General features: G+C 28.2%; 18 protein-coding genes and 1 other annotated feature. Of the genes, 1 reads left to right on the top strand and 17 read right to left on the bottom strand.

Annotated features, from left to right (window positions below):
- Positions 1 to 322 precede the first annotated feature (322 nt).
- The 3 genes from HUJ77_RS09845 to HUJ77_RS09835 all read right to left on the bottom strand — a co-directional run bounded on the left by HUJ77_RS09845 (position 323) and on the right by HUJ77_RS09835 (position 3994).
- The gene (locus HUJ77_RS09845; RefSeq protein ID WP_291708411.1) at positions 323 to 1411 is read right to left on the bottom strand and encodes a tetratricopeptide repeat protein; all 1089 of its coding nucleotides are present in this window, start codon (positions 1409 to 1411) and stop codon (positions 323 to 325) included.
- A gap of 143 nt (positions 1412 to 1554) precedes the next feature.
- Positions 1555 to 3282 carry a phospho-sugar mutase gene (locus tag HUJ77_RS09840; protein WP_291708410.1) on the bottom strand — a complete coding sequence of 576 codons (1728 nt, stop codon included), beginning with the start codon at positions 3280 to 3282 and terminating at the stop codon, positions 1555 to 1557.
- A gap of 130 nt (positions 3283 to 3412) precedes the next feature.
- Entirely contained in the window at positions 3413 to 3994 is a 582-nt protein-coding gene (locus HUJ77_RS09835) for a 50S ribosomal protein L25 (protein ID WP_291708409.1), read from the bottom strand.
- 203 nt (positions 3995 to 4197) lie between these two features.
- Between HUJ77_RS09835 and HUJ77_RS09830 the strand changes: the two genes are divergently transcribed.
- Positions 4198 to 5661 carry an aminotransferase class I/II-fold pyridoxal phosphate-dependent enzyme gene (locus HUJ77_RS09830; RefSeq protein ID WP_291708408.1) on the top strand — a complete coding sequence of 488 codons (1464 nt, stop codon included), beginning with the start codon at positions 4198 to 4200 and terminating at the stop codon, positions 5659 to 5661.
- Between the two features lie 175 nt (positions 5662 to 5836).
- On the opposite strand, the gene HUJ77_RS09825 is transcribed toward HUJ77_RS09830, so the two are convergent.
- The 14 genes from HUJ77_RS09825 to rplT all read right to left on the bottom strand — a co-directional run.
- Positions 5837 to 6961 (bottom strand): D-alanyl-D-alanine carboxypeptidase family protein, encoded by a 1125-nt coding sequence (locus HUJ77_RS09825; RefSeq protein WP_291708407.1) that lies wholly within the window; start codon positions 6959 to 6961, stop codon positions 5837 to 5839.
- Positions 6962 to 6997: 36 nt separating this feature from the next.
- Entirely contained in the window at positions 6998 to 8026 is a 1029-nt protein-coding gene (locus tag HUJ77_RS09820) for a hypothetical protein (protein ID WP_291708406.1), read from the bottom strand.
- Complete coding sequence (locus tag HUJ77_RS09815) at positions 8013 to 8477, bottom strand: DUF523 domain-containing protein (protein WP_366033194.1); 465 nt, start codon at positions 8475 to 8477, stop codon at positions 8013 to 8015. Before HUJ77_RS09815 ends, HUJ77_RS09820 begins: the two co-directional genes overlap by 14 nt.
- Before the next feature lie 81 nt (positions 8478 to 8558).
- Entirely contained in the window at positions 8559 to 10916 is a 2358-nt protein-coding gene (locus HUJ77_RS09810; RefSeq protein WP_291708405.1) for an endonuclease MutS2, read from the bottom strand.
- 15 nt (positions 10917 to 10931) lie between these two features.
- A complete protein-coding gene (locus HUJ77_RS09805; protein WP_291708404.1) occupies positions 10932 to 11288 on the bottom strand; it encodes a hypothetical protein in 357 nt (118 codons plus the stop codon).
- A gap of 4 nt (positions 11289 to 11292) precedes the next feature.
- A complete protein-coding gene (locus HUJ77_RS09800; protein WP_291708403.1) occupies positions 11293 to 13644 on the bottom strand; it encodes a U32 family peptidase in 2352 nt (783 codons plus the stop codon).
- Positions 13645 to 13786: 142 nt separating this feature from the next.
- A complete protein-coding gene (gene zapA, locus HUJ77_RS09795; RefSeq protein ID WP_291708402.1) occupies positions 13787 to 14437 on the bottom strand; it encodes a cell division protein ZapA in 651 nt (216 codons plus the stop codon).
- A 227-nt stretch (positions 14438 to 14664) separates the two neighbouring features.
- Entirely contained in the window at positions 14665 to 15474 is an 810-nt protein-coding gene (locus tag HUJ77_RS09790; RefSeq protein ID WP_291708401.1) for a DUF368 domain-containing protein, read from the bottom strand.
- A 151-nt stretch (positions 15475 to 15625) separates the two neighbouring features.
- Entirely contained in the window at positions 15626 to 18001 is a 2376-nt protein-coding gene (gene pheT / locus HUJ77_RS09785) for a phenylalanine--tRNA ligase subunit beta (protein WP_291708400.1), read from the bottom strand.
- 19 nt (positions 18002 to 18020) lie between these two features.
- The gene (pheS, locus tag HUJ77_RS09780; RefSeq protein WP_291708399.1) at positions 18021 to 19040 is read right to left on the bottom strand and encodes a phenylalanine--tRNA ligase subunit alpha; all 1020 of its coding nucleotides are present in this window, start codon (positions 19038 to 19040) and stop codon (positions 18021 to 18023) included.
- Between the two features lie 70 nt (positions 19041 to 19110).
- Positions 19111 to 19325, bottom strand: a binding site (T-box leader).
- A 67-nt stretch (positions 19326 to 19392) separates the two neighbouring features.
- Positions 19393 to 20175, bottom strand: coding sequence for an RNA methyltransferase (locus HUJ77_RS09775; RefSeq protein WP_291708398.1), 783 nt, complete (start codon positions 20173 to 20175; stop codon positions 19393 to 19395).
- A gap of 13 nt (positions 20176 to 20188) precedes the next feature.
- Positions 20189 to 20857, bottom strand: coding sequence for a TrkA family potassium uptake protein (locus HUJ77_RS09770; RefSeq protein WP_291708412.1), 669 nt, complete (start codon positions 20855 to 20857; stop codon positions 20189 to 20191).
- Between the two features lie 13 nt (positions 20858 to 20870).
- Complete coding sequence (locus tag HUJ77_RS09765; protein WP_291708397.1) at positions 20871 to 22211, bottom strand: TrkH family potassium uptake protein; 1341 nt, start codon at positions 22209 to 22211, stop codon at positions 20871 to 20873.
- A gap of 108 nt (positions 22212 to 22319) precedes the next feature.
- On the bottom strand, positions 22320 to 22619 hold a 300-nt coding region (rplT, locus tag HUJ77_RS09760), incomplete at its 5' end, for a 50S ribosomal protein L20 (RefSeq protein ID WP_291708396.1).

The following is a 22619-nucleotide window of genomic DNA, read 5'->3' as shown; positions in this document are numbered from 1 at the left end:
CTATAAAAGAATATATTGCTATATGAAGTTTATTTTTATCTTCTATGTAATTAACAGCGTCTTCAATAGTATTCTTAAATATTTTATATCCTAATATATCAATAAAATTGTTATCTTTCATATTATCTCCTTAATAATTAATACGTAAAATTATCCATAAATATAATATCATATTTATTTGCTTTACTAAAGTTATTATTAATTAATGTTCTTATAAAAATCTTATCCTTAGTAAATATAAAAAATTAATAAAGGAGCTGATTTTCCAGCTCCCTTATTAAACTTATAAGCTTTAAATATCTTATTAACTAATTTGTAGTTATTATTTATTTAATATCTTTTCCAAATCTTTAACTATTTCATCTTCTGGATTTAATTTCTTTGCAATATCTAAATGAAGCTTTGCTTCTTCATAATTATTTAAATTCATATAACACATAACTATATTAGTGCATACTTCAACTTCCTTAGTAACTTCAAAGGCTTTTTTAAAGTATTTAATAGCATTTTCATAATCATTTATACACGCATAGTTTATTCCTAGTTCAACTACCACTTCATAAATTCCACTTTCCCTAGCTATACTTTCATTTAAGTAATATATTGCTTTTTCATAATTTTCTAATTTTCTATATGCAACACCTAAATAATAATATATTAGTGGGTTACTATCAAAATTATTAAGTAAATCTAATAGCATTTTTATTGTTTTGGTTGGGTCATCTTTTAGATATTCTATTGCTAATTCATAATTTGATATATTATTTATATCATCCACTAAATATTTAATATCTTCTGTAACCTTGCCATTCATATTAATATATTCATTAATTGCTACTTTAGCAGCTTTAAAATCCCCGTCGTCTTTTAATATTAATGCCTTGTATAAAAATGCTTCAGGAATCTTTAGTAAGTTTTTCTCACAGTAATCAATATCGGCAAGTAATATATCTTTAAAACCACTATCCTTTTCTCTAATACTCTCACCAACTAGTAGAAGCTTTTTCATAATATCTATATCTTTAGAATATCTATAATATCCTTTTAGCAATAAATATCCATCAATAAGCTTATCTTCTTTTATTTTATTAGATATAACGCTTCTTATACAATTATCAGTATCCTTTATATATGATAAAATCACCTCATAATCTTCATTAAACTTTAAATTTTCATCTGCTCCTATAGCTAAAAACATGCCTTCAATAAAATAAAATATTGGTAAGTTCTTTATTTTAATTTCATTTTTAATATTTGTAGTTATATATTCTGAGGATATAGGTAAATATAATTCCTTATTTGAAAAAGATACATATTCAGGAATACCAACATTCCCTTTAAAACCATCCTTGTCTATTTCTAAAAATAATAATTTACCTAATTTTTCTTTAAAAGTTGAATTATAATCCAAACATATTCCTCCTTTTATTTGGTTTACTATAAATAATACTATATATTTTATTAGGTTTCAAATAACAAATTCATATTAAATAAAAAAGTAGATGTCCATTTGTTATATTCTAATATAATAACAAATGAACATCTTATTTTATACTAATTTAACTTTTCATTAACTAACTTTATAACTTCTGATTTAAAGCTTTCAAGCTGATTATCAGCGTCCTTTGAATCATTTCCTTGAACTGCTACATAAGCTTTCATTTTTGGTTCAGTACCTGAAGGTCTTACTACAAACCATGATCCATTTTCTAAAACAAATTTAAGAACATTTGATTTAGGAAGATTTATTTCCTTCTTATCTCCAGTTAATAAATTTTCTTCAGTGCTAAGTTTGTAGTCATACTTTACATTAACCTTAACTCCATTTACTTCTTTAAGTTCTTCGTTTCTTAAAGAATCTATGCACTTAGCTATTTTTTCAGCGCCTTCTTTACCCTTTAATTCAAATGAAACTAAAGTTTCTTTAAAGAATCCATACTTTTCATAAAGTTCAATTAAAGCATCATAAAGACTCTTTCCTTCTTCTTTATAGAATAAAGTCATTTCTGCTATTAACATTGAAGCAATAACAGCATCCTTATCTCTTACAAAGTCTCCTGCTAAATATCCATAGCTTTCTTCAAAACCAAATAAATATGTTTTATCTTTATTTTCTTCGAAGCCTTGCATTTTTTCTCCAATATATTTAAAGCCTGTTAAAACTTCCATTAATTCAACATTATATGATTCAGCAATTTTTTTAACACCATCTGTAGTTACTATAGTCTTTATAACTACTCCATTTTCAGGTAATTTATTTTCTTCTTTTAAAGAATCTAAAATATATTGAGTTAATAATAGTCCTGTTTGATTTCCAGTTAATACTCTATATTCTCCTTCACTATCCTTAACAACTACTCCAATTCTATCGCAATCAGGGTCAGTGGCAAAAATAACATCTGGATTTTCTTCCTTTGCCATATCTAAAGCTAATTTAAATACAGCTGGTTCTTCTGGATTTGGATATGAAGCAGTTGGAAAATTACCATCTGGCATTTCTTGTTCCTTAACAACTGATACACCTGTATATCCAAGCTCCTTTAACACTCTTCTAACTGGCATATTTCCTGAACCATGTATAGGAGTATATATAACTTTTAAATCTCTTGCTTTTTCTTTTACTAATTCTTTTCTAATTGTTAAAGCTTTCACTCTATCTACGTATAATTTATCTACATCTTCACCAATATATACTAATAGATTTTTCTCTATAGCTTCTTCTTCAGAAATACCTTTTATCATATCAAAATTTTCAATTTTATTAACTTCATTGATTATAATATTAGCTTTTTCATCAGTTACTTGACCACCAAACTCATCATAAACCTTATATCCATTATATTCTTTAGGATTATGTGAAGCTGTAACTACTATACCTCCAGTACAGTTTAACTCTCTAACTGCAAAAGAAAGCATAGGTGTTGGTCTTAAGCCTTCATATAAATACACTTTAACATTATTTGCACATAAAGTTAAAGCAGCAGCTTTTGCAAATTCCTTTGACATATTTCTTGAATCATAAGCTATTGCAACTGATGGATTTTCAAATCTTCCATTTAAATAATTTGCAAAGCCTTGAGTAGCTTTCGATACTGTATAGATATTCATTCTATTGCTACCAGCTCCAATTACACCTCTAAGTCCGCCTGTACCAAAGTCAAGATCCTTATAAAATCTATCTTCAATTTCTTTTTCATCTTTAATACTTCTTAATTCATTTTTCATAACATCATCTACAACAGTTGATGATAACCAATCATTATATTTCTCTTTATACAACATATTATACCTCCAAAATGTACTGATCAGCTAATATTATACACTAAATATATAGAATATGGAATAAAAAAATGCAAAGAGTGCAAATCTTGCAAATCCTTGCATTTTAATACATTTTTCTACTTTTTTCGCACTATTCTTGTGCTAATTCCATATCGTCACTTACGGTTTTTCTTTCGTATGTAACTGATGCAATAACAGTATTTAAATCATCAATTATAGATAGCTCTGATGCAACTTCCAAATCTCCTGCTCTATATACATATCCATTATTGCTATCATTAATATTTATTTTGATATACTTTGGTAAATTATTTGCAGTACACTCAATTTTAACAGAATCTTTTTCCTTTTGAAGTACCATACCTTTCTTGTTTAAATATCCTTCACCTTCATAATATATAGGCACATTAGAGGTTATTTTTTTGTTTTCATCTAGTTCTTCTAAATCCAAATGAATTATTTTATGTGTTACAGGATCTCTTTGAACATCTTTTATTAATGCTTGATAATCTTCTCCATTTAAACCAAAGCTTATAACTCCATGTTCTCCATTTTTTGATATTTCCCTACATAATTCCAATTCTCCAACTTCAAACAAAAATTCATTTATTTTTTTCCCATATAAAATTCCTGGAACCTTACCTTCTCTTCTTAACTTTTTTGCATTGTTAGGGATACTCTCATCTCTTTTATTTAAATTTAGGCTATTCACAAATAACTCCTCCTATTATTTAACTTTTCTTCAGATATTCTTATCATTTTTCATTATTTTTATTCAAAATTTGCTAATTTACTATTTATTTAATAATTGAAAGGTTTATATTGCATAGTTATAATTATTAAAATATAATAATTATGTTTGTATAGAATTATATGAATAAAATTAATACTATTCTTAAGAAAGAGGGTGCTTTTGTGTATAATATGAATCAAAATGAAACTCCACTATTTAATGCTTTAATGGAATATGTAAATAGAGAAACTCTACCCTTTCATGTCCCAGGACACAAAAAAGGAGTAGGAGTTGATAATGAATTTAGAAATTTTATTGGAGATAACCCATTTAAAATAGATGTTACTGTATTTAAATTAGTAGATAGCTTACACCATCCTACTGGTCCTATAAAAAAAGCTCAAGAATTAGCTGCTGATGCTTACGGATCAGATGCTACATTTTTCTCAATCCATGGAACATCTGGTGCAATCCAAGCTATGATATTATCAGTTGTAAATGATGGTGAAAAAATTATAGTTCCAAGAAATGTACATAAGTCAGTTACTTCTGGAATAATCCTTAGTGGTGCATCACCTATATTTATGGAACCAGAAATAGATAAAAAATTAGGAATAGCTCACGGTGTAACTCCAGAAACTGTTGCAAAAACCTTAGAAGAAAATCCCGATGCCAAGGCAGTATTAATTATTAATCCTACCTACTATGGTGTAGCTACAGATATAAAGAAAATTGCTGATATAGTTCATAGTTATAATATACCTTTAATAGTTGATGAAGCTCATGGACCTCACTTAGCATTTTCAGAAAAACTACCAATGTCTGCACTTGAAGCAGGAGCAGATATTTGCGCTCAAAGCACTCATAAAATAATTGGTTCATTAACTCAAGGATCTTTATTGCATGTCAAAAGTAAATATGTAAATCCTAAAAGAGTTCAACAAATATTAAATTTACTACATACAACTTCACCATCATATATATTAATGGCTTCTTTAGATTGTGCTAGAAGACAAATCGCTTTAGAAGGAAAAGAATTACTTGATAAAGCTATTGATTTATGCAAATATACAAGAAATGAAATAAATAAAATCCCAGGATTTTATTGCTTTGGAGAAGAAGTACTTGGAAAGTCTGGCTCATATGCCTTTGACCCTACAAAACTTACAATTTCATCAAGAGAACTTGGAATAACAGGATTTGAACTAGATATGATCCTTGCTGATAAATATCATATACAAATGGAATTATCAGACTTCTATAACGTTTTAGCTGTGGGCTCCTTCGGTGATACTAGAGATGGAATGGATAAATTAATATCAGCTTTAAAATCTATATCTGAAGAGTATTATGGCAAAAGAGAACCTATTCAAGACTTCTTAGATATTCCTAATATTCCTAAAAAAATATTAGAACCAAGAGAAGCCTTTTATAGTGAAAAAGTTTCTATTCCTATAGATGAAAGTATAGGAGAAATATCTGGAGAATTTTTATTAGCTTATCCTCCTGGCATACCTGTGCTTTGCCCTGGAGAAATAATCACAAAAGAAGTTGTAGATTATGTTCATGATTTAAAAAGAGCTAATTTATACGTTCAAGGTACAGAAGATTCAACTATAGAAAATATTAAAATAGTAAAAAAATAAAAAAATCCCCCTAACGTTAGAAATATTTATCCTAACATTAGGGGGAATTTCTAAATAAACTCTAATTAAAAACTTAAACTATAGAACTAAAAATTAGCTTTTATAAACTCCTGAAGGAATTTATTCCTCCATTTTATATTTTTCATTATTAAGTTTACATTTATCCTGGCTTCTTTTATAGTCCTAAATACTCTTCTAATGTTAAATCATTATTTTCAAAATTTTTGCTATGCTCAACACCAATATATCTAAAGTGCCAAGATTCATGCATATATCCTGTAATCCATTCCTTACCCTCAGGATATCTTAAAATAAATCCATACTTTGTGCAATTTTTCTTAAGCCATTCTGCTTCTTCAGTATATTTAAAGTCTTCCTCTGCCCAAACTGATCTATCTACTCCGCCTATATCAAAAGCCAGGCCAGTTTGATGTTCGCTAAAGCCAGGCTTTGCTGAAAATGTATCTGTAGGATCTTGTCCATAATTGGCTACATAATTATTATAAAGTCTATTTTGAGACCAATAGCTTCTATAGGTAGAAAAAGCATTTAAGTATATGCCCTCTTCTTGAGCGTCCTTTTTCATTTCTTCAAAGGCAGCTCTTGCCTCAGAACCTTCTCCTGGAAGAAATGTGTCTGGAAGACCATATTCTTTTGTAACTACTAATATTCCATTTATATATTTAGGCTCTCTTAAACTTGCATCTTCATTAGATTTTTCTTCATAAGTTTCATTTATTCTTCTAGCATTAGCTTTTTTATTAGTTTCAGCAATATATTTGCTTAATTCATCTAAACTTTCCTTGGCTAAAGTATATTTTTTTTCTTTAAATAAATCACTAAAATTATTTAAATATTCATTTACTTCTTCTTTTTCACTATCAATAAAATTATTGAAATTTGTATCATTAATTTTATTGAAATATTCTTCTAGCTCTCTTTCATTTATGGCACTTAAATCATTAATCTTAGATTTTAGTTCTAAAATTTGTTTTTCCACCTCTTCATCAAATTCATTTGATAATTTACTTTCAATATTTTTAATTAATTCATTAATTACATCTAAAGTTTCCTCATTGCCATATAAGTTTGAGTAACTAATTTTTAAATTTTTAAAATCATTTATATACCCTAAGCTTTCATTAAATCTTTCACTAGCTTTTACTTCTCTTCTCATTAATGAAAAATATTGAAATTTTATTGGTATATAAATAAAGGCCCATAGAACAACTAAAAATATGACTATACTTATAAAGTTAAACCTTGACCTCTTCTTAGTTTTTCTCGCTTTTTGTTTCAAAATTAAACCTCCATTAATATACTTCTAATTAGATGTCTATTCTCCTTTTAGAAGTACTTTAAGATTTTCTCTTAAGTTCTTATCTAAAGAATATTCACTTAAATAGTATAATTTGCTATTTATATCATCGTCATTATTATCTAATGCAAAATATGTTATTGCAGCATCTATGCTTAATTTATCATCTATTTTATTTAAATTAATAACCTTTGGATCATTTTCTTCTAACATCATTATCTCCTCAAGGTTAATTGTAGATTTATTCATAGCAATAGCTTTTAAGAATTTTAAATGACCTTGAGTGAATTTTTCTGCAGCATTTATTAGATGATTTAATGTTCTATAAGCATATTCTATCTCACCATTTTTAACAAAATTTTTATAGAAATGTTGTATCAATCCAATAACTTGATTATTACCTTTTATTTGAGACATAAATCCTAAAGTGGTAATTTTATTTTCATCATTAAAAGCCATTAAATTATTCATTATCCAACTTACTATCTCATCAGTTTTAACACCTTCGCTTGCTAATTTACATAGTAAATTTGTAGTTTTTAAGTTTAGCTTAGTATTTTTTTGAGATAGTCTTTCTAAGACAGGAACTGCATCTTCCTTAAAATTATATATTATCATTAATATTGAATTTTCAACAGCTACTGCCCATTCTTGGTCATCAATATACTTATTTATATATCTAGTAGGCCTATGCATCTTACCATTTAAAAATTTTGCAATTTCTTTTATATTCTCTTTTCCAATTTTCATAGCAGATTCATAAGCTGAACTCTTTACTTCATCAAAATCATCATATAAATCTATTATTCTCAATATTTCAGTAGATATAAGCTCATCAATTTCTTCTTGAGTAAGCTTAACTTCTTCTTCAATTTTTTCTTCTTTTTCTTCAAAGTTATCTTCCGCTTCTTTTTCTAAATCATTTAAATCCAATTTTATTTCTTTATAATTCTCTTCATTATTTTCATCTATTACATTATCATTATCTTTCACATCATCATAATTATCATTTTGTTTTACTTTTCTTAAAAAATTAAAAATCCCCATTTTTCTTACCTCCAAAGTCAAGTTCACTTATAACATCTATTCCATTTTCTTCTAAAACCGTAGCAGTTACCCCTTTTCCACACACTTTTTTTCCAGTAAAACTCCCATCATAAATATAGTTCACACCACAAGATGGGCTACCTTCCTTTAATATTGCAGTTTTAATATTGCTTAACTTTGCTATATGTAAAGTCTCCCTTGCCCCCTTAATAAAGGCTTCAGTTACATCTATATTATCCTTAGTAATAACCTTATCCTTCCCATAAATTACTCCCTTTGCTGTACCATTAATCTCAGCAGGTGTTCTAGGTGTTGAAAGTCCTCCTAACTGCTCAGGGCAAACTAAAATAGCTTTTCCTTCTTCTAAAAGCTTTAAGCAACTTTCATTTAGATTATTACTACCACTATATTTGCAATTCACGCCACATAAGCAACTACTAATAAGATACATATTGACACCTCTTTTCTTACATTATTATACCATAAAAAGAGACCCGAAAAAACGAGTCTTCTTATTTTAATTTATTTTTAATTATTTCAGTATTACTATAGTAACACCATCTCCACCTTCACCGTATTCACCAAGTCTATAGCTTTTTACATGAGGATGTCTTTTAAGCATGTCATTAATCGCTTTTCTTAAGACTCCCGTTCCCTTACCATGAACAATTGTCACTTCTCCTAAATTAGACATATAAGCTTCATCTAAATACTTATCTACTTTATAGCATGCTTCTTCTGAATCCATTCCTCTTAAATCTACTCTACTATCTACAGATTTTAAATTTAAATTTAATTCTCTTTTCTTTTTTTCTTTTTTAGTATTTGTATTTTTTACTTTTCTTAAATCCTTAAGCTTAACGTTTATCTTCATTATTCCTGCTTCTACTTGAACATCACCCCTAGAATCAGGCATTGAAATAATAATTACATTTTGATTTAGTGATGGTAAATAAGCATCCATGCCTAATGTAACCTTATCTATAGCTTCACCATTATTTTCTCTTTCCTTTATTAATGAAGCTTCTTTATTTTCTAAACTATCTTTAAGTTTCTTTCTTTCTTCTTCAAGTCTTGCTCTTCCACCTTGAGCTATTCCTAACTTTTCTAATTCTCTCATGGCCTTTAATATTTCATCTGCTTCATCCTTAGCTTTTGAAATTATATTTTTCGCCTCATGTCTTGCTTCACTATAAGCCTTATCTCTTATTTCATCTAATCTTTTAAGTTTTTCATCATATTTCTTTTTAAGTTCATCTGCTTCATTTTTTATTTTTTTTGCTTCTCTTGCATCTCTATTAGCTATAATGCTTTTTTCTTGTAAATCCCTAATTAAATCTTCAAATTGTAGATTTTCTGAAGATATATTTTCTCTTGCTTTAGATATTACATCTTCCCTTAATCCTAATCTCTTTGATATTTCAAAGGCATTAGATTTCCCTGGAACACCTATTAATAGTCTATAAGTAGGTTTTAATGTTTCCACATCAAATTCCACAGAAGCATTTTCTATACCTGAAGTTCTTAAGGCATAGCCCTTTAACTCACTATAGTGAGTGGTTGCAATAATTCTCGCTCCTTGCTCCCTTAAGGTTTCCAATATAGCAATTGCAAGAGCAGCTCCTTCTGTTGGGTCAGTACCAGAACCTATTTCATCAAATAATGCTAAAGAGTTATCATCAGCACTTTCCATTATCTTAACTATATTTGTCATATGAGAAGAGAATGTTGATAGTGATTGTTCTATACTTTGTTCATCTCCTATATCTGCAAATATGCTTTTAAAAAAGCTTATACTAGAATTATCTCTAGCTGGAATTAATAAACCACTTAATGCCATCAAATGTAATAACCCTACGGTTTTTAAGGTAACAGTTTTACCACCTGTATTTGGCCCTGTTATCATTAAAGTACTAAATTCTTTACCTAAATATATATCCGATGGTACTACAAATTTAGGGTCAATAAGGGGATGCCTTCCTTGAATTATATCAAAGCTTTTATCCTCATTTACATCAGGACGTATTGCATTTAAACTTGAACCATATTTACCTTTTGCAAAAATAAAATCTAATTCTGTAAGTATATTAAAATTACTTTCAACAGTCTCTATTACATCAAAAACTCTATTAGATAAGTCCATTAATATTCTTTCTATTTCTGCCTTTTCTTTAAGCTTAAGCTCTTTTATTTCATTGTTTAAATTAACAAGACTCATAGGCTCTATAAAAAGAGTAGCTCCAGTAGAACTTTGATCATGTACAAGCCCTGGAACTGCACTTTTATATTCTGCTTTTACAGGCAGTACATATCTATCTCCTCTCATTGTATATAGAGAATCCTGTAAGTACTTAGCATTTGATCTTACTATGGAATTAATTTTATCTCTTACTGATGAATTCTTTTCCTTTAAGTTTCTTCTAATTGAACTTAAAGTACCACTTGCTTTATCACTAATTTCCTCTTCTGATATTATTGATAACTCAATAATATCTTCTAATGGCTTTACAGGTGTTAGAATATAAGCAAGATCTTCTAATATTAGATGTGGAGTTTCATCATCTCTTCTAGATATATAATCCTTAAATCTTCTTGAGCATTTAAGCATGCTACCTATTTTTAATAATTGTCCCGGTGATAATATACCACCTTTTTTCGCTCTTTCAACACCTTCTCTTACATCATGTAAGCCTTCAAAAGGAGGATTTCCTTTTGTAATTAAAAGATCTAGTGCTTCATCTGTTTCCTCTAACTTTCTTTTTACTTCATAAACTGTATCGTAAGGTTCTAATTTGTCAATTATCTCTTTACTGCTAGTAGTTATAGCATATTCTTTTAATCTATCTTTAATTTTATTAAATTCTAATACTTTAAGAGTTCTTTCTTGCATATTCTCTCCTTCTCGTTATTTACTAATTTTATTAAGTAAATTACTAATACCTTTATTAAAGCTTTTATAGTTATAAATTCCTGATATAAGGGAAATAAAACTATATAAAACACTTAAACTGATGAATGTTCCTAATATAATCTTATTATTAACATCAATGAAAATTGATAAAAAGCATAAAGTAATTCCTATAGCTACTATAAGAATTTCCTTTTTCCAAAATCCATTTAATAAAGTGATACATTCTATTTTAGCCTTATGCCCTAGCTCTTTTACTGGTTTATAACATTTATATTTTCTTGTAGATAATATAAACATAAAATTTACTACCATAGCAGCAATAATAAAAATAATACTTATTAATAAACTCATATATCTATTCTATTCCTCTTCTATAATGACCTTTAGTATATTCTTTAGAATTTATTAACTCTTCACCCTTAATCATTCTTAAAATCTTTTTAACTTCTTCGTAATTTTCATCTCTAAATTCAACTCTAAAAGAGTTAATTCCAAGACTACTTAAATCTTCTTTCTCATCTATAAGATTTATTGGTTTAGGATTTAATATATAACTTCTACAGAATATATCTGTCATTACTCTAAATTTTTCCTTCATTCTATCAACTAAAGTAAACTTATCCCTAGAACAAGCTATATTACATTCTTTGCAAGCAGACTTTTCTCCGAAAGTACTTCCAATAGAGCAATATTCACTTATCATAAGTTCTGTTTTACCATAAATAATTCCTTGAACATTTCCAGTGTTATTTTTTAATAAAGTCTTTATTTCTTTTCTATTTAATTCAAGACTAAGTGTTGGAATAGCTAACTCTTTTTGATAAAACTTTAAAGCTTCTGAATTTATTATATTAAGCTTATAATCACCTATAATATTAAGTTCATTTTGATATTTTCTTATAATACCAACATTAACTGTAACTATTCCTTTTATATCATACTTAACTTTTTCAATCAGGTTAATAACATTATTAAATTCACTCTTTATTATATTAGGCACTTTTAAATATATGTTTAATCCATGAGTATTTGCTATATTCTTTATATCAGTAATCTTCAATGCATCCTTATCTCTATTAAAGACATCGATAGCAATATCACTAATTCCTTCTTCTAAAAGAGCCTTTAATTGTTCTTTAGTTACACATTGATATAATATATCTAAATCTACAGATTTATTAATTTCTTCATTAACTTTAATGTTTTTCTCTGGTCTTCTTCTTCTAAAAGATTTAGTTATAGACTTTTGAAGGCCCTCTAAAGCATCTCTTCTCAAACTATTTAAATCACTTACCTTTAAAAATCCATCTTCAAAATCAACAAAATCAACTTCTTCAATTTTAAAAGCACTTTCAGAAGATTTAGTTAAGGATTCAATAATTCTTTCCTTACTTAAAGGTTTCTTTTCTGCTTTTTCTACTTTCTCACCTAAAAATATATACTCTTTACCTTCATAATTAATAATTAACTTTATAGGTTCAGATACTTTAAAGATAACTTGTGATTTTATATTAATCTTTCTATTGAATGGAATTAGTGAGTCTTCTAAGGAGTCAAAAAGCATCTTATCTGAAGATTTAAATATTTCATCACCGACTTTGTATGCAGTAGGAAATATCTTAACCCTATCTCCTCTACTTGCTTCTTTAACTTCTTTCCCATTTTTTATAATCTTATTAATATTATATCCAGTTTCTCTAAATCTGAAGCCATCACCTATATTAATATTCTCTTTTAATAGTATTTCACCATTTTTTTCTATTCTACCTAAAGGCAATCCAGTATTTCTAGGACTATTATAGCTCATCATATCTTTACCTAAGTTTTTATGTAGATAGGCAGTTGAGAATCCCCCTCTATTAAATAATTGTAGTAATTCTCTCTTTCCTTTAGAAACATTATATTCAGTCTTATATAACTCCTTTTCCACTGCCTTTTTATAATTATCAACTACGCCTGCTACATATTCAGGTCTTTTCATTCTGCCTTCAATCTTTAAGGAATAAGTTCCTGAATTTATTATATCTCCAATACTTTCAATGGTACATGTATCTTTAGGGCTTAATAAATAGGCCTTCCTTTCGCCTGAATTTTCACCTTTTAAAGTATATTCCATTCTACAAGGCTGAGCGCATCTTCCTCTATTTCCACTTCTTCCACCGATCATAGAACTCATAAGACATTGTCCTGAATAAGATACACATAAGGCTCCATGTACGAATATCTCAGTTTCTATACCTAAATCTGTAGAGATATATTTAATTTCATCTAAGGATAACTCCCTAGATAATACGATTCTATGAAATCCCTTTTCCTTGAAGAACAAAGCACCCTCACCATTATGTATTGTCATTTGCGTTGATGCATGAATTTCAAAATCAGGATAATCTTCCTTTATTCTTTTAAACAATCCTAAGTCTTGTATAATTAGAGCATCTACTCCTATTTCATATAAAAATCCAACGTATCTTACTGCTTCTTCAATTTCATGTTCTTTTAAAATAGTATTTAATGTTACATAAACTTTAGCCCCATAGCTATGTGCATAATCTACTGCTTTTATCATATTGTCATTATCAAAATTAGAGGCATATGCCCTTGCTGAAAACTTATTACCCCCTAAATATATAGCATCTGCTCCCTTATTCATAGCTGCAATAAGACTTTCCATGCTCCCAGCTGGAGCTAAAATTTCAACTTTTTTCATAAATACTTCTCCTAAACTTTAGTATAGTAATCTAAAATCTTTATTATAATTTATAACATAATCTTATAGTTTTTTCTATGGTATAATTAGATAACTGTAGTAAATATACAATAAGTTTATATTACAATTTCATTTCTATAAATTACTTTAAAAGTAAATTACCTTTCTTTTTTTCTATAGCAAGTTCAACTTGAGAATCCATTAATTTCTTTTCTAAATCCAATACTTTATATTTTAAATTTTGTAATTGGAATTTAGTATCTTTATTTATCCTCTTAAGATTCTCCCTTTGAGATTTAATTTTTTTATAGTCCTCTTCCATTATTTTATATTCTTCACTTAATTTCGCAAATTTTTCTTTATATTCATCTTCGGATTCTTTTAATAAAGCACTATTTATAGCTTCTTCTAGCTTCTTTTGATAATTTTCAGTTTCTTCCTTAAGAACTATATTTTCACTTTTTATATCTTCTATAACTTTCTTTAACACTTCAACATTTTCAGCCTCGTCCCTTAGTTCTTTAAGACGCTCCTTAAGAGTAGTATTTCTCTCTTCTAATGAAGTATTTTTTTTCATTAATACTTCTACTTCTCCATCAGCCTTAAATAATTCATCTGCTATATTTAAAGCAACTAAGGTTGCACCTGCAGTAGTACTTAACTTTCTATTGCTTGCCATAATATCCTTAACTTTTCCATCTACATACTTAGCTATTTCTGCTAAATATTCTTCACTTTCTCTTCCTTTTAAATTATAATCCATTCCATTTATATTTATAGTAACTGTACTCATAACACACCTCATTAACATAATAATTAGTTACTTTAATTTTATCATAAATATACTATAGTATGTATAAGAAAATATAATCCAATTATAAAACTAATAAAAAAAAGATAAAAACTATATTATTTGATTAATATCATTCTAATATAGTATTTATCTACTTATATGTTAATATAATAATTCCTAATTTATTTCAAATAATAGCTTTTATATAAATAAAGCCTCTTTACTATTTAAATTTCATTTTTACCTATAAAGTAAGCTAATAAAAAGCCTAAGATAAGCATTAATATAGATACTATACCCATTATCCCAAAGGTGAAACCTGGATATATAACAAATACAGAACCTAAAACTAATCCTAATATAATACAATAAGCTGTTTGAGGATACTTACTAAATATTTTTTCTATTAACCTTGTCATTAATAAAAATCCAACTAGAACCCCAGCACCAACTAATCCAATATTAATTAAATTGAAGCTTTTAATTGATTCTATAATAGGTTCATATAAGCCAATTAATAAAAGCACAAAAGATCCACTTATTCCTGGTAATATCATTGTTGCAGCCGCTATAAATCCTGCTACGAAAAATCCAATTACATTAGGTTTAAAAACTGCACTTAAAAATGCAGCCTCTGGGTTAAGCTTTTCTAATATTCCTAAAGCTGCTACTATCCCAAAGCCTAAAACTAAACCTGTTAGATTCCCACCTTTTATTTTTATTTCAGTAGCTCTATTATATAATAAAGGTACTGTTCCAACTATTAATCCTATAAAGAAAAAATTAGTTTGTTCATTATAATTTTTAATTAAATAATCAATTACATTAGTAAATAATAAAATTCCAATAACAGCTCCAATAGCTAATGTTCCTAAAAATAAAATATTCCTCTTTATATCTTCAAAAAAATTATTAACGGAATGTATTATTTTATCGTATATTCCCATAACAACTGCCATAGTTCCACCACTAACTCCTGGAATAATATTAGAGACACCTATGACAATTCCTTTTAGTAAATCAATTATGTATTTCATATAATCTCCTTTAACATTTGTAATTAAAATAATAGAGCCATCGCAAATATCTAAAATTTAAAATGTACAATATAATATTAATAAATATTATATTTTCATTATTTATTTTCTAATTTGCGACAGCACCATTTAATTTTTTAAATTTAATTTTTTATCTTAATGTAGCTCCAAGCTTATATTCAAGACTTCTTAAAATCTTATCATGAACTTTGTTAACATCATTATCAGTTAATGTTTTTCTTTCATCTCTATAAGCTATTGCATATGCTATACTCTTCTTACCTTCTGGTATTTGAGCTCCTTTGTAGATATCGAATAATTCTACCTTTTCTACTAAATTACCTCCAGCTTTTCTGATAGTTTCTTCAATTTCTTGAACTAAAACTTCATCATTTACAAGTAATGCAATATCTCTAGTTACTGCTGGGAACTTAGGTAAAGCTTTATATTTTTTATCTATTTTAGCATATTCAAATAATAAATCTAAATTAAGCTCTGCTAAATAGCAATTTACATCTACACCATAGTTATCTGAAAGGTCTGGATGTACTTCTCCTAATACACCTACTTTAGTATTTCCTATCATTAAAGCTGCTGTCTTACCTGGATGATAACTTGGGTTATTGCTTTCTCTAGTAAACATCACTTTGCTTAAACCAAGAGTATCTAAAGCATTTTCTATTATTCCCTTTAAGTCTAAATAGTCACAATTTCCATACATACCTATAGTTAAGATATTTTTTTCAATTGGAAGCTCTGTTTCATCCTCTTTAGGAATATAAATTTTACCTATTTCAAATAATCTTGCATAGTCATTACTTCTTGAGTAATTTCTTCCTAAACACTCCATCATAGAATGTATAGTAGTAGTTCTCATTACAGAATAATCTTCCCCTAATGGATTCTTGATTTTTATTACTTTTCTTAATTCACTATCCATTGGTAAATTAATTTTATCAAATACCTTAGGTGAAACGAATGAATAACTTATAGATTGATTTAATCCACTAGATACCATTGTTTTAACCATTAAGTCTCTTAATAATTCACCTTTATACTTAGGCTCTCTACCAGTTGAAGCACTGTATATTGTTGTAGGAATTTTATCATATCCATAAATTCTTGCAACTTCTTCAGCTATGTCTTCTTTTATAGCTATATCGATTCTAAAAGTAGGTATTCTTATTTCTAAATTATCTCCATTTATTTCAGTTTTTAATTCTAATGAATCAAGATATTTTTTCATATCTTCTACAGAAATATCTGTTCCTAAGAATTTATTTATCCATTTATAATCTACAGTAATATTCCCCTCTTCTTTTTTAGAGTTATATATATCTATAGTTCCTTCCATAACTTCACCACAACCAAGCTCACATACTAGTGCACAAGCCCTGTTTATAGCTAATTCTGTAAGATTTGGATCTATATCTTTTTCAAATCTAGCTGAACTTTCACTTCTTAGGTTTAACTTCTTAGAATTCACTCTAATATTAGTTCCATCAAAGTTTGCAGCTTCAAATATAACTTCTGTAGTATCTTCTTGGATTTCTGAATTTAATCCACCCATTATACCAGCTAATCCTATAGAAGTTTCATTGTCCTTTATACATAAGAATGATGAATCTAACTTTCTTTCAATTTCATCTAAAGTAACAAAGACCTCATCATCTTTTGCTCTTTCTACAACTATTTTACCGCTTTTAATTTCTCTTGCATCAAAAGCATGCATAGGTTCACCAATTTCTAACATAACAAAGTTAGTAATATCAACTATATTATTTATAGGTCTAACCCCTGCTTCTAGTAATCTTTCTTGCATCCAACCTGGTGAAGGCATAATCTTAACATTTTTAACTCCTCTAGCCATATATCTTCTGCATAGTGAATCTCTTACATCCACAGTAATTTTGTCATTTATATTTTCACTACTTTTTACTTCATAATTTAAATTTGGCATTTTATAAGATGTTCCTAGCGTAGCTGCAGTTTCTCTTGCCATACCAACCATACTTAAGCAATCTGGTCTGTTTGAAGTAATATCAAAATCTAATATTGATTTGTTTAGATTTAAATATTCCTTTATATCCATTCCAAGAGGAGCATCAGCAGGTAATATCATAAGCCCATGTACTGGCTCATCTCCAGCTATACCAAGTTCCTCTTCAGAACAAAACATACCATTAGATGCTATACCTCTAAGTTTACCTTTTTTAATTTCACTTCCATCTGCTAAAATTGATTTATGAAGTGCAACAGGAACTATATCTTGTTCCTTCATATTAGTTGCTGCTGTAACAATTTGTATTGTTTCTTTTCCAATATCAACTTGGCAAACTTTTAATTTATCTGCATCAGGGTGTTGTGTTATTTCTGTTATTTTTCCTGTAACAATATTTTTAATTACATCACCTTGAGTAATTACCTCTTCTAAAGCTGAACCTGATAAAGTTAATCTATCACCAAGTTCTTTCGCATCTATATTTACATCAACATAATCTTTAAGCCAATTAAATGGTACTTTCATATCTTTTACCTCCTGTTAATTAAAATTGATTTAAGAATCTCATATCACTTTCATATAATAATCTGATGTCATCAATGCCATACTTAAGCATAACCATTCTATCTACACCAAATCCGAAGGCAAAACCACTATATACTTCAGGATCTATACCACAGTTTCTAAGAACTTGTGGGTGAACCATTCCACATCCTAATAATTCTATCCAGCCGCTTCCCTTACAAACTCTACACCCCTTACCTTCACAAACGAAGCAAGTTGCATCCATTTCTGCTGAAGGTTCTGTAAATGGGAAATGATGAGGTCTAAACTTAGTCTTAACCTTATCTCCAAACATTTTCTTAGCAAAAAGTTCTAGAGTACCTTTAAGATCTGCAAAAGTTACTCCCTTATCTATTACTAAGCCTTCCATTTGATAGAATATAGGTGAATGAGTTGCATCAACTGCATCTGATCTATAAACCTTACCAGGTCCTATCATCTTTATAGGAGGTGCTTGATTTTCCATAACTCTTATTTGAACTGGTGATGTTTGTGTTCTTAATACTAAATTATCATTTATATAAAACGTATCTTGTTCACTTCTTGCAGGATGATTCTTAGGTATATTTAAAGCTTCGAAATTATAATAATCTAATTCTACTTCTGGACCTTCCTCTACTGTAAAGCCCATAGATATAAATATATCCTTCATACTTTCTAAAGTTAAATCAAGAGGATGTCTCTTACCTATGATATTTTTCTTTCCTGGCATAGATATATCTATAACTTCAGAAGCTAGCTTATCATTTTTTTCTTTTTCCTTAATTGTATTAAGCTTTTCTTCTATTTTATCTTCTACTTCCTTTTTAACTTCATTAACAAGCTTTCCAACTACTGGTCTTTCTTCTTTAGATAATCCTCCCATACTTCTTAGTATAGTAGTTAGTTCTCCTTTTTTACCTAAATACTTTACTCTTATTTCTTCTAATTTTGAGCTACTATCTGCATTTGTTAATTCATTAAATGCACTTTCTTTAATAGACATTAACTTTTCTTGCATGTTTTTTCCTCCCTTATGATATAAATTAGAAAATAAACTTTTCTAAATAACAAAAAAACTCCGTCCCCATGAAAGGGACGAAGTGTCGCGTTACCACCCTAATTGGTTAAGAAAACTTAACCCAACTTAATTTAAATAACGGAATAACCGCTAGAAACTACTATTATTTCACTTCTAGGACTCCTGAGGGAACTTCAATATAAATTTCTATAAAATAGCTTTCAGTCTAAGGCTATCTCTCCCTGAAAAGTCCTTTATATTTACTTTCTCATTCACAGTCTTTACATATTTAATTTACAATTCATTATACAAATAAATTTAATTAATTTCAATAGTAACTTTCTATTTATTACTAAATCAAATTTTGTCTTACCTTTTCAAATAAGATTATTGATGTAGCAATAGATACATTTAATGATTCTGCCCCACCAGGCATAGGTATTTTAACTTTTTTATCTGCTAATTCAAAGAGTTCATTACTTATTCCATTGCCTTCATTTCCAACTGCCAATATAGTTTTTCCTTTAAGATTTTCTTCAAAGAAATTTTTTGACTCCGCTAGTGATGTAGCAACTAAACTAAATCCATCCTCTTTTAATTCTCTTATAATGCTATAATTCTCATCATCATAAAAAATAGGAATATAAAAAATCGATCCCATAGTAGATCTAATGGTTTTATCATTATATACATCTACAGTTCCCTTTGTTAATATTATTCCATTTACTCCTGCTGCATGTGCCGTTCTAATTATAGTTCCTAAGTTCCCTGGATCTTGAACCTTATCACAAATTAGATAAAAATCCCCCTTTAAAGTCTTTTGGTTATTCTTTTTCTTAACCACAGCAATTATTCCTTGGGGATTTTCTGTAGATGCAACCTGCATAAATAAATTATTAGCTAAAAAATAAGTTTTTTTACTTAAATCCATATTATTTAATAAAAACTCTTGAAATTTTTGCTCATAATCCTTTGATATAATAATATTCTCTATTTCCATTTTTGCCTTTATAGCTTCTTCTATTAAACGAAAGCCTTCAAGAATAAATAAACCTTCCTTATCTCTAAATCTTCTCTCTTTAAGCTTTTTAATGTTTTTAAATAAGTTATTATCCTTACTTTCTATATATATCAAAATAAGCACCTCATTACTTTGCTTTAACTATCATGCCTTCTAATTTATTTAAGTCTTCAGCTGAGCCTATAGCTACTATTATGTCATTTTCTTTAATTATATCATCAGCTGCTGGAGATAAATTAACTTCATCCCCTCTTTTTATAGCTATAACATTTATGCCATACTTTCTTCTAAGTTTCAATTCATTTAGTGTTTTTCCTGACCATTCACCTAAGGCTTGAATTTCCATAATACTGTAATCTTCTGAAAGCTCTATGTAATCTAATATATTAGTAGAAACTAAATTATGAGCTACTCTGATTCCCATATCCTTTTCTGGAAGGATAACTCTATCAGCACCTATTTTATAAAGTACTTTTGCATGAAGTTCACTCTTTCCTTTAGCAATAATGTATTTTACACCAAGCTCTTTAACTAATAGTGTAACCATTATACTAGATTGAATATTATCTCCTATCGTAACAACTGCTACATCAAAATTTCTTATTCCTAAGGATTTTAATGCATTTTCATCAGTTGCATCTAATTGAACTGCATGAGTTACGCTGTCTGCAATATCTTGAACTACATCTTCATCTTTATCTATAGCTAATACATCATTGCCTAAAGAGTATAAAGTTTTTGCAATAGATGAACCGAACCTACCAAGTCCTATTATTATAAATTGTTTATTTGACACCATATTCATCTCCCTAACCAATTAATATTTTTCCTTCTGGATATTTATAGCCTGACCTTTTGCCTTTTCTTGTTAGTGCTAACATTACAGTAAGGGGACCAACTCTTCCTAAATACATCATAACCATTATAAGTATTTTTCCTATTGGAGTTAAACTTGGAGTAAAACCAAGTGTCAAACCAACTGTCCCAAGAGCTGATGATGCTTCATAAAGTAAGTCAACAAAATTTGCTCCAGTTTCTGTATAGGATAATATCATAGTTACACCAATTACTAAAGATATTCCAATAAAAACAATAGTAAATGCCTTATAAACTATTTCCTTTGTAAACCTTCTACCAAATACTTCTGTGTCTTCTCTTCCTTTAATTACTGAAATTATCGTAAGCACCAATATTCCACAGGTTACTGTTTTTAAACCCCCAGCAGTAGATCCAGGAGAGCCACCTATAAGCATTAATATAATAGTTAATATTTTACTTGCTAAAGTCATTCCACTTGTATCAACACTATTAAATCCAGCTGTTCTAGTAGTTACTGATGCAAAAAATGAATTTAATAATTTATCAACTATGCTCATATTACCAATGCTTTCAACATTATTAAATTCAAAAAGTAGCATTAATATAGAACCACCAAAAATTAATACTAAAGTTATTATAATAACAAGCTTAGAATGAATAGATAATTTTTTTATTCCTTTAAAGTCATACAATTCTAGTATTACTGTGAATCCTAAACCACCTATAATAATTAATGCACTAATCACTAAAATTACTACACTATTGCTTGAGTAAGTCACAAGGCTTGTTCCAAATAGATCAAATCCTGCATTACAAAATGCAGATATTGAATGAAATATACTATAAAATAATCCTGTTGAAATTCCATACTCAGGAACAAATTGAGTAGATAGTAATAGAGCTCCAAAAAGCTGTACAGACACAGTGAAAATCAAAACATATTTTACCATTTTAACTAAACCTTGAATAGAATATGTATTCATAGCTTCTTGCATTATTAATCTTTCTCTTAAGGTTATTTTTTTTCCTAAAATTAATGAAATCAATACTGCAAAAGACATAAATCCTAATCCACCAATTTCAATAAGAGTGATTATAACAGTTTGCCCAAAAGTGCTCCAATGAGTGCTGGTATTCAGTGTTATTAAACCAGTAACACATACTGCAGATGTTGATGTAAATATTGCATCTAAGAAATTAGTTGATTCACCACTTTTTGATGATATAGGTAATGATAATATAACAGCACCTATAATAATTAAAGCTATAAAGCCTAATGATAGAATTTGAACACCATTTAATTTCATTCTATTTTTAAAAGTATTCTGCATATCTTCACCTCTCAGATACACTTAATTTTATATAACCTATTATACACTATTTTTCTGTATATTATTTATATAAATCTACAAAAAATGCGACCTAAAGGTCGCAGTATGTTACTTATTTAATTGGCTTTTTGCTACTTCTACTAAATCTGCAAATGCCTTTGGATCATTTATAGCTATTTCAGATAACATTTTTCTGTTCATATCTATACCAGCTAATTTGATTCCATTTATGAATTTTGAATATGAAAGACCATTCATTCTTGTAGCTGCATTTATTCTAGCTATCCAAAGTCTTCTAAAATCTCTCTTCTTTAATCTTCTTCCAACATATGCATTTCTTAAAGCTCTTATTACTGATTCATTAGCAGTTTTAAATAATCTGCTCTTTCCACCATAGTAACCCTTCGC

This window comes from Clostridium sp. (assembly GCF_021443865.1).
GTDB lineage: Bacteria > Bacillota > Clostridia > Clostridiales > Clostridiaceae > Clostridium.
Note: the sequence above shows the minus strand (reverse complement) of the source record. Positions and strands in the feature narration are given on the sequence as shown.

What these genes read in the sequence shown, in the direction of transcription:
- HUJ77_RS09800 (WP_291708403.1), bottom strand. Translation starts at nt 13,644, where the DNA reads ATGAAAAAAGTTGAAATTTTAGCTCCAGCTGGGAGCATGGAAAGTCTT.
- HUJ77_RS09820 (WP_291708406.1), bottom strand. Translation starts at nt 8,026, where the DNA reads ATGGGGATTTTTAATTTTTTAAGAAAAGTAAAACAAAATGATAATTAT.
- pheT (WP_291708400.1), bottom strand. Translation starts at nt 18,001, where the DNA reads ATGAAAGTACCATTTAATTGGCTTAAAGATTATGTTGATGTAAATATA.
- HUJ77_RS09790 (WP_291708401.1), bottom strand. Translation starts at nt 15,474, where the DNA reads ATGAAATACATAATTGATTTACTAAAAGGAATTGTCATAGGTGTCTCT.
- HUJ77_RS09765 (WP_291708397.1), bottom strand. Translation starts at nt 22,211, where the DNA reads ATGCAGAATACTTTTAAAAATAGAATGAAATTAAATGGTGTTCAAATT.
- HUJ77_RS09815 (WP_366033194.1), bottom strand. Translation starts at nt 8,477, where the DNA reads ATGTATCTTATTAGTAGTTGCTTATGTGGCGTGAATTGCAAATATAGT.
- HUJ77_RS09805 (WP_291708404.1), bottom strand. Translation starts at nt 11,288, where the DNA reads ATGAGTTTATTAATAAGTATTATTTTTATTATTGCTGCTATGGTAGTA.
- pheS (WP_291708399.1), bottom strand. Translation starts at nt 19,040, where the DNA reads ATGCAAGAAAAGTTAATGTCTATTAAAGAAAGTGCATTTAATGAATTA.
- zapA (WP_291708402.1), bottom strand. Translation starts at nt 14,437, where the DNA reads ATGAGTACAGTTACTATAAATATAAATGGAATGGATTATAATTTAAAA.
- HUJ77_RS09810 (WP_291708405.1), bottom strand. Translation starts at nt 10,916, where the DNA reads ATGCAAGAAAGAACTCTTAAAGTATTAGAATTTAATAAAATTAAAGAT.
- HUJ77_RS09840 (WP_291708410.1), bottom strand. Translation starts at nt 3,282, where the DNA reads ATGTTGTATAAAGAGAAATATAATGATTGGTTATCATCAACTGTTGTA.